The sequence below is a fragment of the Actinomyces oris genome (genome assembly GCF_001929375.1).
GTDB classification, from domain to species: domain Bacteria; phylum Actinomycetota; class Actinomycetes; order Actinomycetales; family Actinomycetaceae; genus Actinomyces; species Actinomyces oris_B.
This window is the reverse complement of sequence record NZ_MSGO01000007.1, coordinates 1-15749: the sequence shown is the minus strand read 5'-3', so window position 1 is coordinate 15749 and position 15749 is coordinate 1. Positions and strand designations below refer to the sequence as shown.

Genomic DNA, 15749 nt, shown 5'->3' with positions numbered 1-15749 from the left:
GTGAATCAGTCAAGTAATCGCCTTGCCCGCCGTTACTCTAGTGCTAGAGTAACGGTATGTCATCGGACGCCGACATCGTTCTCCTCTCGCTCCTTGCCGAGCAGCCGCGCCATGGCTACGACCTCGACCGAGTCATCGAGCAGCGCGGCTACCGCCAGTGGACCTCCCTGGCCTTCTCCTCCGTCTACTACCTCCTCAAGCGCCTGTCGGAACGGGGACTCCTCGAACCCGACGAGGGCTCCCGGGGACGGCGCACCGTCTTCCGCGTGACCGATGCCGGGCGCCATGAGCTGAGGAACGCAGCCGGTGCACGTGTCCTCTCTCCGGCACCGCCCTGCGCCGGCGTGCTACCGGCGCTCAACGCCTACCCCCGGCTCGACGATCCCGAGCTCGTGGCCCTCCTCGCGCAGCGCGTCGAGGCGCTCCTTGACCGGCTCGATGAGCTGCGCGCCCTGCGCGCCCAGGTCGACGAGGAGCACGCCCTGGCCATCTTCGACTACGAGATCCTGCGCCAGGAGGCGGATCTCGCCTGGACCCGATCCCTCCTGAAGAAAGCAGACAGTGATGAGGACTGATATCAAGAAGGACCGCAAGGACCTGTACCTGCCGGGAAAGGTCGACTTCACGGAGGTGGACGTACCGGCCATGACCTACCTGGCCATCGACGGCCACGGCGACCCCAACACCTCACCGGCCTACGCCACCGCGATCCAGGCGCTCTACGCGGGCGCCTACGCGATCCGCGCCGTGCTGAAGAGACGAACCGGCGACGACTTCGTCGTCGGGCCCTTGGAAGGACTGTGGACGAGCGCCGACAACGCGGCCTTCGTCGTCGGTGACAAGGGGGAGTGGGACTGGACCATGATGATCCCTCTGCCCGAGGCGGTCTCCTTGCAGGACATCACCGAGGGGCTGGCGCAGGCGGCGAGCAAGAAGCCCGAGCTGCCCGTCTGCGCCCTCAAGGAGCTCCCCCTGAGCGAGGGCAGGTCGCTGCAGATCCTCCACGTGGGCACCTACGACGACGAGGCCCCCACCCTGGCGCGCCTGCACGACGAGGTCATGCCGGGCCTCGGCCTCACCTGGAACGGGCCCCACCACGAGATCTACCTCAGCGACCCCAGGCGCGTGGCACCGGAGAGGATGAAGACCGTCCTGCGCCAGCCGGTCAGGCCCATCGCGGACACCCCCGAGGCGGGCTAACCCTGCTGCGGCCCCACGGACAGCAGGTGGACGACCGCGCGCCCGTCCCGGTCGCACTCGGCCAGATCCACCAGGGCCGTCAGACGCCAGTCGTGGTCGCCGTCGGGGTCCTCCAGGACCTGCGTGGCCAGCCACACCTGCCGTCCGGAGGCCTCCAGGGCCTCGCGCAGACGCTCACTGACCCCGGCGGCCGCCAGGGCCGTCTCATCGGGGGCCTCGTCGAGCGGCGCCAGTGAGATCGCCCGGGCCGAGGTGTCCGTGCCGATCCAGTCGTACTCGTCCCAGTAGCGGCCCAGCACCTCGTCCCAGCGGTCCTCGTCCCAGCCGGAGGAGGCGTCCAGGCGTCCCAGGGCCTCGACGTCGTCGCGCGCCATGAGCTCCACGCGCCGGAACATCTCCCGGCGCACCGCCACCCGGAAGGCGTGGCGGTTGCGAGTAAAGGCCACCGTCCCGTCCTCGTCCGCGCCGAAGGCCCGCTCCACCCCGGCCGAGTCGTCCGCGCCGGGACGGTCACCCTCCAGCAGGCCGGCGGCCTCGCCGGCCTTGCCGGCCTGGGCCTGGCCGAGCGCCTCCCACTCATCGAGCAGGGAGGAGTCGACAGCGCGCACGAGCGCCCCCAGCCAGTCGATGAGCTCGACGACCTCGGGAGTGCGGTGCTCCTCGGGCACGACCTGGCGCAGCGCCCGGTAGGCGTCGGTCAGGTAGCGCAGCACCACGCCCTCGCTGCGCCCCAGCTCGTAGCGGGAGATGAGGTCGGAGAAGGTCATCGCGTTCTCCACCATCTCGCGCACCACCGACTTCGGGGCCAGCTCGTGCTCAGCGATCCACGGGTTGGCCTGCTTGTACATCTCCAGGGCGGGGGAGAGCAGGTCGGCCAGCGGCTGGGGCCAGGTGACCTCCTCCAGGGCGGCCATGCGCTCCTCATAGTCCATGCCCTCGGCCTTCATCGCGGCGATCGCCTCGCCGCGGGCGGCGCGCTGCTGGGCGTAGAGCAGCGGACGCGGATCGTCCAGGGTGGCCTCGACGACGCTGACGACGTCAACCGTGTGCTCCGGGGCCTCCACGTTCAGCAGGTCCATGGCCGCCAGGGCGAAGGGCGCCAGGGGCTGGTTGAGGGCGAAGTCGGCCGGCAGGTCCACGGCCAGGCGCAGCCGGGGGCGCCCGTCGGCGGCGGCCTGGGCGCTGGAGACGTGCGTCAGGACGCCCGCCGTGCGCAGCGACAGGTAGATCTCCAGGGCGCGGCGCACGTGTCGACGCCGCTGGGCCTCGGGCTCGTGGGCGCGCCCCAGCAGGCCCGCCATCGCCGCCACCGGGTCGCCGGCTCGCTCCATGAGGTTGAGCACCATGGTGGTGGTGACCTGGAACTGGCTGGTCAGTGTCTCCGGGGCCGCGTCGCGCAGCCGCTCGAAGGTCTTGTCCGTCCAGTTGACGCGCCCCTCAGGGGCCTTCTTACGCACGATCTTGCGGCGCTTGCGCTCGTCGTCGCCGGCCTTGGCCAGCGCCTTGGCGTTCTCAATGACGTGCTCGGGGGCCTGGACGAGGACGTAGCCGCGGGTGTCGAAACCGGCGCGCCCCGCCCGCCCGGCGATCTGGTGGAACTCGCGGGCGGTGAGGTGACGCTCCTTGGAACCGTCGAACTTCACCAGGGAGGTCATGACCACCGAGCGGATCGGCACGTTGATCCCCACCCCGAGCGTGTCCGTGCCGCAGATGACGGACAGCAGTCCCTCGCGGGCCAGACGCTCCACCAGCCGCCGGTAGCGCGGCAGCATGCCCGCGTGGTGCACGCCGATCCCGGCGCGCAGCAGCCGCGAGAGCGTGGCCCCGAAACCGCTCCCGAAGCGGAAGTCACCGAGCGCCCCCACCACCTCGGCCTTACGGGACTTGGGCACCAGGTCCACGCTCAGCAGGGAGGTCGCCCGCTCCACCGCCTCCTTCTGGGAGAAGTGGACGACGTAGACCGGCGCCTTGTCCTGCCCCACCAGGCGCTGAAGCAGCTCACCGATCGGCTCGACGACGTACTCCATCTCCAACGGCACCGGCCGCACGGCGTCGTCGACGACGGCGACCTCGCGGCCCGTGCGCTCGCGCAGGTCCCGCACGAAGAAGGAGACGTCGCCCAGCGTTGCCGACAGCAGCACCATCTGCGCCTGGGGCAGCTCCAGGAGGGGCACCTGCCAGGCCCAGCCGCGCTGCGGGTCGGCGTAGTAGTGGAACTCGTCCATGATGACGCAGTCCACGTCCATGTCCTCGCCCTCGCGCAGGGACTGGTTGGCCAGGATCTCCGCGGTGCAGCAGATGATCGGGGCGGCGGCGTTGATGGAGGTGTCCCCGGTGACCATGCCCACGTTATCCGCCCCGAACAGGCGCACCAGCTCGAAGAACTTCTCACTGACCAGGGCCTTGAGAGGGGCCGTGTAGTAGGAGCGGCCACCGCGGGCCAGGGAGGCGGTGTGGGCGGCCAGCGCGATCATCGACTTGCCCGAGCCGGTCGGGGTGGCGGCGATGACGTGGCGGTTCTCCAGGATCTCCGAGAGCGCCTCATCCTGGTGCGGGTAGAGGGGACGGCCGGTCGTCTCCGCCCAGCTTGAGAAGGCCAGGTAGACCTCCTCGGGCTCGGGGACGCGCTCGGGATCGTCAGCCGGGATGAGGGCGTCGAGCATCGCGTTCAGTGCAGGGGCCGTCATGGCGACATGCTCTCATGGAGGTGCCGCGATGGCGGCGCAAGACCCCAGGAGGCAGGCATACAGTGTGAGTGCCCCGCACCGGCCGACCGTCGCCGCGCCGGCGTTCACGGACATACCAACAAGTGACATCCGGCTGCTCCCAGGAGGAGACCATGACGCGAACCGTGCCCACCTACCAGCGGACCTACCCCGTCTCACCGGACGGGAACCCGTTCGTCCACAACGACCTCGGCCTCTACACCCAGAACCACCCCGTGCCGCCGGCCGATATTGCCGATCGCAGGGCCTACCTCGTGGGCTCGGGCATCGGCGCCCTGCTGGCCGCGGCCTTCCTCATCCGTGACGGGCGCATGCCGGGGTGCAACATCACCGTCCTGGAGCAGCTCGCCGTCCCCGGCGGCTCATTCGACGGCGCCGGGGACACCGACAAGGGCTTCATTGCTCGCGGGGGCAGGGAGATGGGCCAGCACTTCGAGTGCTTCTGGGACATCATGCGTGAGATCCCGGCACTGGAGATGCCCGAGCCCTACACCGTCCTTGACGAGTTCCGCACGGTTAACGAGAACGACCCCAACATCGACCCCTGCCGGGTGATCCACCACCGCGGGCGTCGTCGGGACACCTACAAGATGGGGCTGAACAAGAAGGGCCAGCGCGCAGTCATCAAGCTGCTGATGGCCAAGGAGGAGGCGACCTACGGCAAGACCATTGAGGACTGGTTCGACGCCGATTTCCTCGCCTCGAACTTCTACACGCTGTTCAAGACCATGTTCGCCTTCCAGCAGTACGAGTCCCTCACCGAGATGAAGCGGTACATGCACCGCTTCCTTCAGTACTTCCCCGGGTTCTCCGATCTGTCCTGTCTGCGCTTCTCCCGTTACAACCAGTTCGAGTCCTTCATCCTGCCGTTGACCCGTTGGCTGAAGGACAAGGGCGTGGTCTTCCAGTACGACACCTGTGTCGACGACCTGGAGATGATCATCACCTCCGGGCGCAAGGTGGTCACCGGTATTCGTTTCCATCGAGCTGACGGGGAGGAGGGATCTATCGACGTCGCCGAGAAGGATCTTGTCCTGGCCACCATCGGCTCGTGCACCGAGTCCACCGGCTACGGCGATATGGACACCGTTCCTCCCTTCCTCACCGACCAGCCCGGAGGCGCCTGGACACTGTGGCGCAACCTCGCGAAGAAGTCAGCGGTCTTCGGCCGCCCTGACGTGTTCTGCTCCGAGCCCCACAAGACCGTGTGGGAATCCGCCTCCTTCAGCTTCATCGGGGCCGACCACCCCTTCCTGAAGAAGATCCATGAGCTCACCGGCAATGATCCCCTGTCGGGCCGTACGGTCACCGGAGGCATCATCACCGCGGAGGACTCAGGCTGGTGCCTGTCACTGACCATGAATCGTCAGCCCCAGTTCCGGGCCCAGCCGAAGGACTGGGGCGTGGCCTGGGCCTACGGTCTCTATCCGCACGCCCTGGGGAACTGCGTGCGCAAGCCGATGATCGAGTGCACCGGTGAGGAGGTCCTGAAGGAGTACTGCTACCACTTCGGCCTGATCGGACAGTTCGAGGAGATCAAAAGGCGCACCAAGGTTCGCCTGGCGACGATGCCCTACATCACCTCCTTCTTCATGCCTCGACGTGGCGGGGACAGGCCCGAGGTGATTCCGGATGGCTGCGTCAACCTCGGTCTTCTCGGGCAGTTCGTTGAGACGCCCGATGACTGCGTCTTCACGACCGAGGGATCGGCGCGCACGGCGATGATGGCCGTCTACGGGCTGCTCGACCTCGACCGAGACGTTCCTCCGATCTGGCCCGCCCAGTACGACGTCCGTGCACTGCTGGCGGCTGCGAAAACGATGAATGACGGCAGGCTCCCCGGCGAGAAGGTCCTGAACCGCTTCCTGCGAGGCACGTACTACGAAGACATCCTTCCCTGATCGGGCCGGGCGGGGGCGGCTCGGCAGGACGGCGGTCAAGGGCTCGCTGTGAAGGGGGACGCGGTCGGCCTGTGGCATGCTGGGCACTTACCGTCCGTCCAGTCTGCCGTAGGAGAATGATGGACCCCCGTGCCCGCATCGAGGCCTTCCTCGCCGACTACGCCGCCGCCCACGCCGAGGTCAAGCCGCTGTTCGACAAGTGGAAAGAGGCAGATCCGTTCCCCACGTGGTTTGCGAAGACGGCAGAACTCCGAGCTACTCATCAGCTGGAGAGATCGCTCAAGGGTGACATCGCCGGTTTTTCTGAGCCAGCAGCCTTCAGTCCGCAGACCGTCACGATTGAACGTATCGATGTCTACGGCACGAGCGCTATGGCACGGCTGGCTCGAAGCCGGCACGCCATGGGGTGCCCCATTATCGAGATGATGCTGGTTCGCCTCGGCGACGACTGGCGGATCGACACCATTGACGACTACGACGAGGAGCCGGGCTCCCCACTGGTGGACAAGGACGTGCTCGAGGCATGGAAGGCCGCCGCCGACAAGACGGAGCCGATGGAGGCGCAGCACAAGGAGGACATGCCCGACCCTGCGGCCGTGTTCTCCGCCTCCTGGGCCTGCGAGGCGCTCAGTGAGGAGTTCATCGAGGAGGGCATGGAGTGGCAGGAGGGAGACGGCGACTGGGACACCCCGGAGGTCTTCGCCCCTCTGCTCACCAAGGCCATTGAGCAGGCGCGTCGTAATGCTGAGGTCGGAGCGGTCGAGATTCAGGAGGTCGGTCAGTTCCCGCACGGCAGCTACCTGGCGGTCGGAGACCCCTTCGGAAAGATGTGCCTGTGTGCCCTCAGGATCGATCCCGGAATGGCGCGGGCTCAGGCCCTGCTCACCACACTGGGTGGGGAACGGAGCGTGGCCGCGTTGCGCGTCATCCTCGCGGACCGTGAACCGGTGCAGTGGAAGCACGCGATCGTCGGAACGAAGCCGGCGCGCTCCATGGACTTCTGTTCGTGGCCTGAGCTGGACACCAGGTCGGGTAACGGCACCATCGCCGACGCCGATGCCTACTTCGGTATGACCCACCGGCAGTACTCCCGAGTATGGCGACAGATGCAACAGACCTTCCTCATGGATCCGGGATCGGGGCCCATCGGCGCCTCGACCTACTCCGGCCGACATCCCGGCGTCGCCCAGGCCTACTGGGGGCTGGACGAGGACGGCCGGCCCGTCCAGCTGGTGCTCGACTACCAGGAGCTCTGGGCGCCCGCCGACCCGCCCGAGGCCACGTCCTGATCCGTGCGGCGTCGGCCCGCGCCCGCGTCCTGAGGAACGACCGCACTATGTTCCGGGCGGCGATTCATGAGAGCATGCGGGCCGTCCCCACCTGTCGCGACACCGTGAAAGGCTGAATCTCCCATGGATGCCCTCGCCGCTCAGCTCGAGGCGGTCTCGGACTGGATCACGCTCCACATCACCATGTGGGTGCTTGTCGGTACCGGGATCCTGCTGACCGCCCGCACCGGCTTCGTGCAGCTCCGCCGCCTGCCGGACATGTTCCGTCAGGTGGTCGGCTCGCGTTCCGGGGCTCAAGGAGGCATCTCCTCCTTCCAGGCCTTCACGATCTCCCTGGCCGCCCGCGTGGGCATCGGTAACGTCTTCGGAGTGGCCGCCGCCCTCATCCTGGGTGGCCCTGGCGCGATCTTCTGGATGTGGGTGGTCGCCCTGGTCGGCATGGCCACCGCCTTCTTCGAGGCGACCCTGGCCCAGATGTTCAAGGTCCGCCACACCGACGGCTCCTTCCGCGGCGGGCCCGCCTACTACATGGCGCGTGGGCTGCGCAGCCGCCCCCTGGGCGTCGCCTTCGCGGGGCTGACGATCTTCACCTGCGGCTTCTCCATCATCATGGTCCAGTCCAACGCCGTCGCCGGCGTCATCGGCCCGGACTCCCCGCTGCACCTGCCCCCGAGCATCGCCGCCGCGGTGCTGGTGGGGCTGGCCGCCCTCGTCATCCTGGGCGGAGTACGCCGGGTCGCCCGCGTCACCGAGTGGATGGCGCCCATCATGGCCCTGGTCTACGTGGTCATGGCCGTTGTCATCGTCGCCCTCCACATCACTCAGCTCCCGGTGCTGCTGGCCACGATCATCTCCTCGGCCTTCGGCCCGGCGCCCTTCGCCGGAGGGGTGACCGGGGGAATCATCGCCGCCCTGACCAACGGGACCCGTCGCGGCCTGTTCTCCAACGAGGCCGGGCAGGGCACCGCCCCCTTCGCCGCCGCCACCGCCACCGTGGCCCACCCCGTCCAGCAAGGGCTCATTCAGTCCCTCGGCGTGTTCGTCGACACCATCATCGTGTGCACCGCGACCGCCTTCATCATCCTGGTCTCCGGGGTCTACAGCCCCGCCCACGTCAAGGCCGGCACGCTGACCCCCGACGCCGCGGGAACCTTGACCTCCGACGCCGTCGCCGCCACCCTCGGTGACTGGACGGCCGTTCCCATGGCCATCGTCATCTTCGTCCTGGCCTTCTCCTCCATCATCGCCGCGGCCACCTACTCCGAGGTCTCCATGACCTTCATCTCCGAGCGGCCCGAGTGGCGCTGGCTGCCCCGACTCGTCTCAGTGGTCTCCACCGGGCTGGGAGCCCTCGCCTCTCTGACCGTCGTGTGGAACACCGTCGACATCACCATGGCCGTCATGACCCTGACCAACCTGGTCGCCCTCATCCTGCTTGCCCGCTGGGGCGTGGGCGCGCTCAGGGACTGGGACGCCCAGCGTTCGGCGGGACGAGTCGCCCCCCTGTTCAACGGCGTGGGCAACCCCTACCTGCCCGGTGACCTCCCCGGTGACGTCTGGACCTGCGAGAGGACCCACCTGACCGAGGCGGACAGCACCGCCGCCGACGTTCCCGCAGCCACCCCGTCCAGCAGCCAGCCCGCCGCCTCGACAGGAGCCGACGCATGAACCTCACCAGCATCGAGAACCTGCTCAACTCCGTCGACGACTTCTTCTACACCTATCTTCTCACCGCCCTGCTCATCCTGGCCGGCATCTACCTGACCGCACGTAGCCGTCTGGTTCAGCTGCGCCACTTCGGCACCATGGTCAACTCGCTGTCCGGGTCCCGCTCCGGTGCGCAGGGCGGTATCTCCTCCTTCCAGGCCTTCGCCGTGGGACTGGCCGCACGTGTCGGCATCGGGAACATCGCCGGAGTCGCCCTGGCCATTGTGGCCGGCGGTCCCGGGGCCCTGTTCTGGATGTGGGCCGTCGCCCTCATCGGCATGGCCACCAGCTTCGTGGAGTCCACGCTCGCCCAGATCTTCAAGGAGCGCGGCCGGGACTTCACCTTCCGCGGGGGACCGGCCTACTACATCAAGAACGGTCTGGGATCGGCCCTGTGGGGCAAGATCTTCGCCGCCATCTGCATCGTCTCGGTCGGTGTGACGGTGGTGATGGTGCAGACGAACTCGCTGGCCCAGGTCATCACCGCCACCGTCCCCAGCGTCTCGGGCTGGATGGTCGGGGTCTTCCTCGTCCTGCTGACCGCTCCCGTGGTTCTGGGCGGGGTCCGGCTCGTGGCCCGCGTCGCGGAGTGGCTGGCCCCCATCATGGCGCTGGCCTACGTGCTCATGGCCGTGGTGGTCATCATCCTCAACATCGGCAGGCTCCCCGAGGTCTTGGGGAGCGTCCTTGAAGGGGCCTTCGGCCTCAACCAGGCCCTGTTCGGCACCGCCGGAGGAATCCTCGCGGCGCTGCTCAACGGCGTGCGCCGCGGGCTGTTCTCCAACGAGGCCGGGCTCGGAACCGTCCCCAATGCCGCCGGCACGGCGACCGTCGCCCACCCCGTGCGACAGGGCCTCATCCAGTCCTTCGGCGTCTTCGTCGACACGATCCTCGTGTGCACGGCCACCGGCCTGCTCATCCTGCTGACCACTGAGGCCTACCGTCCCGGCGACGGCTCCCTGGTCGGAGCGATCCTCACCCAGCAGGCCGTTGCCGAGCACCTGGGTGCCTGGACCACCTGGCCCATGGTGGTGCTCATCTTCGTCCTGGTCTTCTCCACGGTGCTGGGCTGCTACTCCTACGCGCAGGTCAACGTCAACTTCCTGGGCGGAGAGCGCCGGGCCGAGCAGATCTTCGGGATCGTCCTGACCGCCGCGGCCTTCGGCGGCACCGTCCTGACCCTGCCCGTCGTCTGGGCCCTGTCCGACATCGCCCTGGGGCTCCTGGGCGTGCTCAACCTCGTCGTCATCGTCCGTTTGGCCCCCTGGGTCATCGGAGCCCTGCGGGACTTCGAGTCCCAGCGCGCTCGGGGCATCACCGAGCCCGCCTTCGTGGGCCACGGCAACTCCCTCCTACCCGGAGACGTGGTCCCCGGCATCTGGGAGCCCGACGACGTGGCGAAGCGGGGCTGATCATCATGTCACCTCTGGGGCGCATCTCCTGGATGGGGCAGGTCGACGCCGTCCTGGCCTCCGTCTCCGACATGCTCTACTCCTGGGGCCTCATGTGGCTCCTCATCGGCGCGGGAATCTTCTTCACCGTCAGGACCCGGGGCGTCCAGCTGCGGCACGCCGACGCGATCGCCGCCTCGGTGGTCGGCTCACGCGACGGCAGCCACGGCGGCATCACCTCCTTCCAGGCCTTCGCCGTCGGGCTGGCCTGCCGGGTGGGGACCGGCAATATCGTCGGGGTCGCGCTGGCACTCATCATGGGCGGGCCCGGAGCCGTGCTGTGGATGTGGCTCGTGGCGATCCTGGGAACCGCCACCGCCTTCAGCGAGGCCACGCTCGCCCAGCTGTTCAAGGTGCGTCGCCCTGACGGCACCTTCCGCGGCGGCCCCGCCTACTACATCTCGCGAGGACTGAGGCTGCCGATCCTGGGCGGGGTGTTCGCCGTCGTCTTCCTCATCGCCAACGGCCTGGTCATGCCCATGGTGCAGGCCAACGCCATCACCGCATCCCTCCAGGGGGCCGGGGGGCTCTCGCCGAGCCTGGGTGCCGCCCTCGTCGTGGCCCTGACCGCACCGGTCCTCCTGGGGGGCCTGCGCGCCATGGCCCGGGTGGCGGAGTACCTGGCCCCGTTCATGGCGCTGGCCTACCTCGTGCTGGTGCTGGCCATCCTCGTGACCCACCCCGCCCAGACGGTGGAGGCGCTGAGCTCCATCATCGAGGGGGCCGTCGGCCTGCGCCAGGGGCTGGGCGGCCTGGCCGGCGGGGTGACCGCCGCGCTGCTCAACGGGGTGCGCCGCGGCCTGTTCTCCAATGAGGCGGGACTGGGAGGGGCCGCCTGCGCCGCGGGATCGGCCACCGTGAGCCACCCCGTGCAGCAGGGATTCATCCAGGCCTTCGGGGTCGTGGTGGACACCCTGTTCGTCTGCACGGCGACGGCGCTGGCGATCCTGGTCGCCGGTGCGAACATCCTCCAGCCCGGGGTGAGCGCCAAGGAGAGTGCGGGAACCCTGACCCAGGACGCCATCGCCCACCTCGTGGGGGAGTGGAGCCGCTGGCCCATGGCGCTGCTCGTCGTCGTCCTGGCCTACACCACCATCATCGGGGCCTTCTCCTACGCCCAGGTCTGCCTCGACTACCTCACCGACCGTCCCGAGGTCTCGCGCGCGCTCCAGATCAGCGCCGTCGTCTGCGCCGGCGTGGGCAGCGTGCAGCAGCTGACCACCGTGTGGACTCTGGCGGACGTGCTCCTGGGGCTCGGTGCCATCATCAACCTCGTGGCGCTGGTGCTCCTGAGTCGATGGGTGGTCGGCGCGCTGAGGGACTGGGAGGCGGGGCTCGTCGACCTCGGAGGACGGCCAGCCGGTCTTCCGCGGGGACTCCGATTACCTTCCGGCACCCCTGTCCGAAGGTGCGTGGGAGGGTTCGAGCGACCGGTAGAACAGCGCTCCCACGATCGGCTCCCCACTCCGCCTCGTGCACGTGCGGCAGCAATGCCACAGGGCTGTCACCGAATCGAAACACTGTATCCGTAGCCTTCGCGAATACGGTGCCCGCCCCTCCCGAAGGAGGGACGGATATGGGACGGGCGTGTGTTTCGGTCTGGATCATGTCCGTGCTGTTCGCGCGCCTATCGCCCACCTCGCCCGCGCCGTCGTCCCACCCCTACGGAGGTTCTCACGTGCAACCGGTTCTGGCTTCCCTGAACAGTGCGGCATCCAGCGCAGACAACAGCTGGACCGCCTCCTTGGAGCGCTTCTTCGACGATGGAGCGAAGATCCTCGACGATGCCGCCGGCTACCTGTTCCTCTACCTGCTCGCCTGGCTGCTCGTGATGGGCGGCATGTACTTCACTGTGCGGACCGGATTCGTGCAGCTGCGGCTCTTCCCCTACATGGTGCGGGCCATCACCTCCTCCCGTGACAGCAAGGAGGGCGGGATCTCCTCCTTCCAGGCCTTCGCCGTCGGGCTGGCCTCCCGCGTGGGCACCGGCAACATCGTGGGTGTGGCCATCGCCATCACCATGGGCGGCCCCGGCGCCGTGTTCTGGATGTGGATCGTGGCGCTGGTGGGCATGGCCACCGGATTCATCGAGGCCACCCTCGCCCAGCTCTACAAGGTGACCCACCCCGACGGCACCTTCCGTGGCGGCCCCGCCTACTACATCCAGCGCGGCCTGGGGTCCAAGCCCGCTGCCCGCGTCTTCGCCGTCGTCATCACCTTCGTCTTCGGCTTCGCCTACGAGGCCACCCAGGCCAACACGATCGCCGCCACGATGGAGAGCACCTTCCACGTCGAGCCGTGGATGACCGCCGTTGCTCTGGTCGTCATCACCACGCCGATCATCTTCAAGGGCATCAAGTCGGTGGCTGCCGTCTCGGAGTGGCTCGTGCCGATCATGACGGTGGTCTACGCCCTCATCGCCGTGACCATCCTGGTGCTGAACATCAGTGCGATCCCGGGTGCGATCCTCTCCATCTTTGAGGGCGCCTTCGGGGCCAACCAGGCCTTCGCGGGGACTACCGGGGGATTCACCGCCGCACTTCTCAACGGCACCCGCCGAGGCCTGTTCTCCAACGAGGCCGGTGAGGGATCGGTCCCCAATATTGCGGCCACCGCCACCGTCCCCCACCCCGCGCAGCAAGGATTCGTGCAGTCCCTGGGCGTCTTCGTCGACACAATCGTGGTCTGCACGGTCACCGCCCTCATCGTCCTGCTCTCCGGGGAATACACTCCGGCAGGCCCCAATGTTTCCGAAGAGGCCGCCAACGCGGCTGAGAAGGCCGCCAATACCCTGACCTCGGCATCGGTCACCAACGTCCTCGGTGACTGGGCGCAGTACCTCATGGCCGTCATCATCTTCGTCTTCGCCTACTCCTCGCTCCTGGGCAACTACACCTACGCGCAGGTCAACATGGACTACCTCCAGGGCAAGCAGCACAAGCACTACGCCCTGCGAGCCATGATCATCGTGGCCACCGCCGTCGGCTCCCTGTCCACCCTCACCTTCGTGTGGAGCCTCTCCGACCTCGTCATGGGGGCGATGACTGTCATCAACATGGTCTCCATCCTCGCCCTGGGAGGCTGGGCCTTCGGAGCCCTGCGCGACTGGGAGGCCCAGCGCCGCGCCGTCGAGGCCGGTGAGAAGGACGAGATCCGTTTCATCGCCACCGACAACCCCTACCTGCCCGGCACGCTCCCCGGAGACATCTGGGCCGTCGACGGCGCTGCCCACGCCGCCATCACGGAGCGTCGCGCCGCGCTCGAGGAGGCCTCGGGCAGCTGAGCCCGACAGCGCTAGGCTGAGGCCCATGAAGATCGCGCGCTTCTCCATCGGTGACGAGCCCCGCTACGGCATCGTCCAGGGCCTGCCTGAGGAGCAGACCGCCTCGGGTGAGTCCGAGGGGCACCTCCTGGTCCTCAAAGGGGACCCCCTCTACTCGCTGCCCGAGGCCACCGGGGAGGTCGTCGAGCTGCGTGAGGTCCGGCTCCTGTCACCGGTCATCCCGCGCTCCAAGGTCGTGGGGATCGGGAAGAACTATGCGGGCCACATCGCTGAGATGGGGGAGAGCGAGCCGCCGCGCGACCCGGTGGTCTTCCTCAAGCCCAACACCTCCGTCATCGGACCGGATGCTCCCATCGTCCTGCCCTCCTGGAGCGGGGAGGTTCACTACGAGGCCGAGCTCGCCGTCGTCATCAAGACCCTCGCCAAGGACGTTCCCGTGGACCACGCCGACGACGTCATCCTGGGCTACACGGTCGCCAACGACGTCTCGGCCCGAGACCGCCAGCGCGCCGAGCCGCAGTGGGTGCGGGCCAAGGCCTTCGACACCTCCTGCCCTCTGGGGCCGTGGATCGAGGTTCCCGAGCCCGGCCGCGAGCCGCTCTTCTCACCCAGCGACGCGATGGTGCGCGCCCGGGTCGACGGCCGCCTCGTCCAGGAGGGACGGACCACGGACATGATCCGCACGATTCCCGAGCTGGCCTCCTACGTATCGACGATCTTTACCCTCCTGCCCGGCGACGTCATTCTCACTGGAACGCCGGCGGGAGTCGGCGAGATCCGCGCCGGTCAGCGCGTCGAGGTCGAGGTCGAGGGCATCGGCTTCTTCTCCAACCCGGTGGTCCGTCGCTGAGGCAATGTGACTGGTGCCGAGGAGCTGGAGTCCTCGCCCCGAAGACGACGACGGGTGGGGTTCTCGTGGCATGCCCCGAGAACCCCACCCATACCCGGTGAGTACCGGTGTTGCTCATCGGCTCAAGGGGAGCCGCGGGCCCGATCAGGTGTCCTTGGGAGAGCTTCCCGAGCCCTTCTCGTCGCTCTTCTTGTCGCCTGAATCGCTCTTCTCCTTGTTGTTACTCTTGGAGTCCTTGCCAGATCCGTTGTCGGGCCCGGCCTCATCCATGTCGGCTGGGCCGGGGTTACTGATCGGCGTGGCCTTGAACAGCGTCTCCATCTCGCTGGAGGAGTAGGCGTCAACAGGGCAGGCGTACGCCGCCTGGAGCATAACGGGTGTGCCCACCGTGCTGAATACACGGATGACCCTGGTGACCTTGTAGTCCTTGTGGTCTTCCGTACCGGTGTATGTGAAATCCAGCCGTCTGGTCTCGATGCCGTGACCATCGGTGTCCTTGACCAGGGTGGAATCGTCCTTGGTGGGTTCGAAGGAGACGTTCGTGAAGTCCGGCTTCTGATAGGCGGTGATAAAGGCTTCTGCCTGATAGTCCGACTCGGCGCGATCGCCTTCCCCGCTTGATTCGTACAGGTTCTGCGTCGCGGAGAACACGCATCCGTTCGACTTTTCCATTCTGTTCTTGCCGTCGGTGTCGTAGACGGTTACCTTCCAACCGGAGTGGGACTGCGGGAACTCCCACGAAGGAACGTACTCGACGTTACTGTTCTTACCTCCCTTGGAGGGCTTTCCCGACGGCTCCGTGCTCTTGCCCGACTTTTCAGCGGATGATGACGCACTGCTGGAGGCGCTGGGGTGCGCGGGGCCGGACTCGTCCTGGCACGCAGCGAGAGCCGGGACGGCCAGAGCGAGGCTGAGCCCAGCGACAAGAGGGAGTCTGAGAGCCGATCGGCGGTGGTTGGCGGAACGCGCCAAGGGATGCAGGGACGGGGACATGAGGCCTCCAAGGAACGATGAGTCGGGGTCTTCCCGAACAGGCTGGGGATGTCAGCACCTCTGGTGGAAGCCGCGAGGACTTCCTGGCGGCGACATCATGTTCTCATGGGTGGCACGTTAATTCGTCTGTATGCGCAGTGCGATGGGGTGAGATCCCCATCTCTCGGAATGGTGGGGAACCCCCTTCAGGGGGTTACCCACCCTGTTCCCTGAGCGGCGCCTGAGGGGACTATCCTGGACCTATCATGCCTGAACTCAGTGATCACTCATCCGCTGTCCGCCCCGAGCCCGCAGCCGCCTCCGGCGTTCCGGGGCAGGGCTCATCGTCTGTGCGCGTGCGTTTCTGCCC

Annotated in this window: 10 protein-coding genes and 1 pseudogene; 9 read left to right on the top strand and 2 right to left on the bottom strand. The window is 67.7% G+C overall.

Annotated features, from left to right (window positions below):
- The first annotated feature begins 56 nt into the window (after positions 1–56).
- Both BKH32_RS01910 and BKH32_RS01905 read left to right on the top strand, forming a co-directional pair.
- Complete coding sequence (locus BKH32_RS01910) at positions 57–575, top strand: PadR family transcriptional regulator (RefSeq protein ID WP_075248380.1); 519 nt, start codon at positions 57–59, stop codon at positions 573–575.
- Positions 565–1200: a GyrI-like domain-containing protein gene (locus tag BKH32_RS01905; RefSeq protein ID WP_075248379.1), complete on the top strand. Its 636-nt coding sequence runs from the start codon at positions 565–567 to the stop codon at positions 1198–1200. The genes BKH32_RS01910 and BKH32_RS01905 overlap by 11 nt, the downstream gene beginning before the upstream one ends.
- Here the strand turns inward: BKH32_RS01905 and BKH32_RS01900 are convergent.
- Positions 1197–3887, bottom strand: coding sequence for a DEAD/DEAH box helicase (locus BKH32_RS01900; protein WP_075248378.1), 2691 nt, complete (start codon positions 3885–3887; stop codon positions 1197–1199). The genes BKH32_RS01905 and BKH32_RS01900 overlap by 4 nt on opposite strands.
- Before the next feature lie 152 nt (positions 3888–4039).
- Between BKH32_RS01900 and BKH32_RS01895 the strand changes: the two genes are divergently transcribed.
- The 7 genes and pseudogenes from BKH32_RS01895 (at position 4040) to BKH32_RS01865 (ending at position 14407) form a co-directional block, all read left to right on the top strand.
- Positions 4040–5827, top strand: coding sequence for an oleate hydratase (locus BKH32_RS01895; RefSeq protein WP_075248377.1), 1788 nt, complete (start codon positions 4040–4042; stop codon positions 5825–5827).
- A gap of 119 nt (positions 5828–5946) precedes the next feature.
- On the top strand, positions 5947–7116 hold the full coding sequence (locus BKH32_RS01890; RefSeq protein WP_075248376.1) for a hypothetical protein: 1170 nt from the start codon (positions 5947–5949) through the stop codon (positions 7114–7116).
- A 123-nt stretch (positions 7117–7239) separates the two neighbouring features.
- Positions 7240–8784: an alanine/glycine:cation symporter family protein gene (locus tag BKH32_RS01885; RefSeq protein WP_075248375.1), complete on the top strand. Its 1545-nt coding sequence runs from the start codon at positions 7240–7242 to the stop codon at positions 8782–8784.
- Positions 8781–10235 (top strand): alanine/glycine:cation symporter family protein, encoded by a 1455-nt coding sequence (locus BKH32_RS01880; RefSeq protein WP_075248374.1) that lies wholly within the window; start codon positions 8781–8783, stop codon positions 10233–10235. Before BKH32_RS01885 ends, BKH32_RS01880 begins: the two co-directional genes overlap by 4 nt.
- A 5-nt stretch (positions 10236–10240) precedes the next feature.
- A pseudogene (locus BKH32_RS01875) lies at positions 10241–11711 on the top strand (alanine/glycine:cation symporter family protein).
- A gap of 241 nt (positions 11712–11952) precedes the next feature.
- Positions 11953–13557 (top strand): alanine/glycine:cation symporter family protein, encoded by a 1605-nt coding sequence (locus tag BKH32_RS01870; protein WP_075248373.1) that lies wholly within the window; start codon positions 11953–11955, stop codon positions 13555–13557.
- A 25-nt stretch (positions 13558–13582) separates the two neighbouring features.
- Positions 13583–14407, top strand: a complete 825-nt coding sequence (locus BKH32_RS01865; RefSeq protein ID WP_075248372.1) for a fumarylacetoacetate hydrolase family protein — start codon at positions 13583–13585, stop codon at positions 14405–14407.
- Positions 14408–14551: 144 nt separating this feature from the next.
- On the opposite strand, the gene BKH32_RS01860 is transcribed toward BKH32_RS01865, so the two are convergent.
- Complete coding sequence (locus BKH32_RS01860; protein ID WP_075248371.1) at positions 14552–15400, bottom strand: hypothetical protein; 849 nt, start codon at positions 15398–15400, stop codon at positions 14552–14554.
- Between the last annotated feature and the right edge of the window lie 349 nt (positions 15401–15749).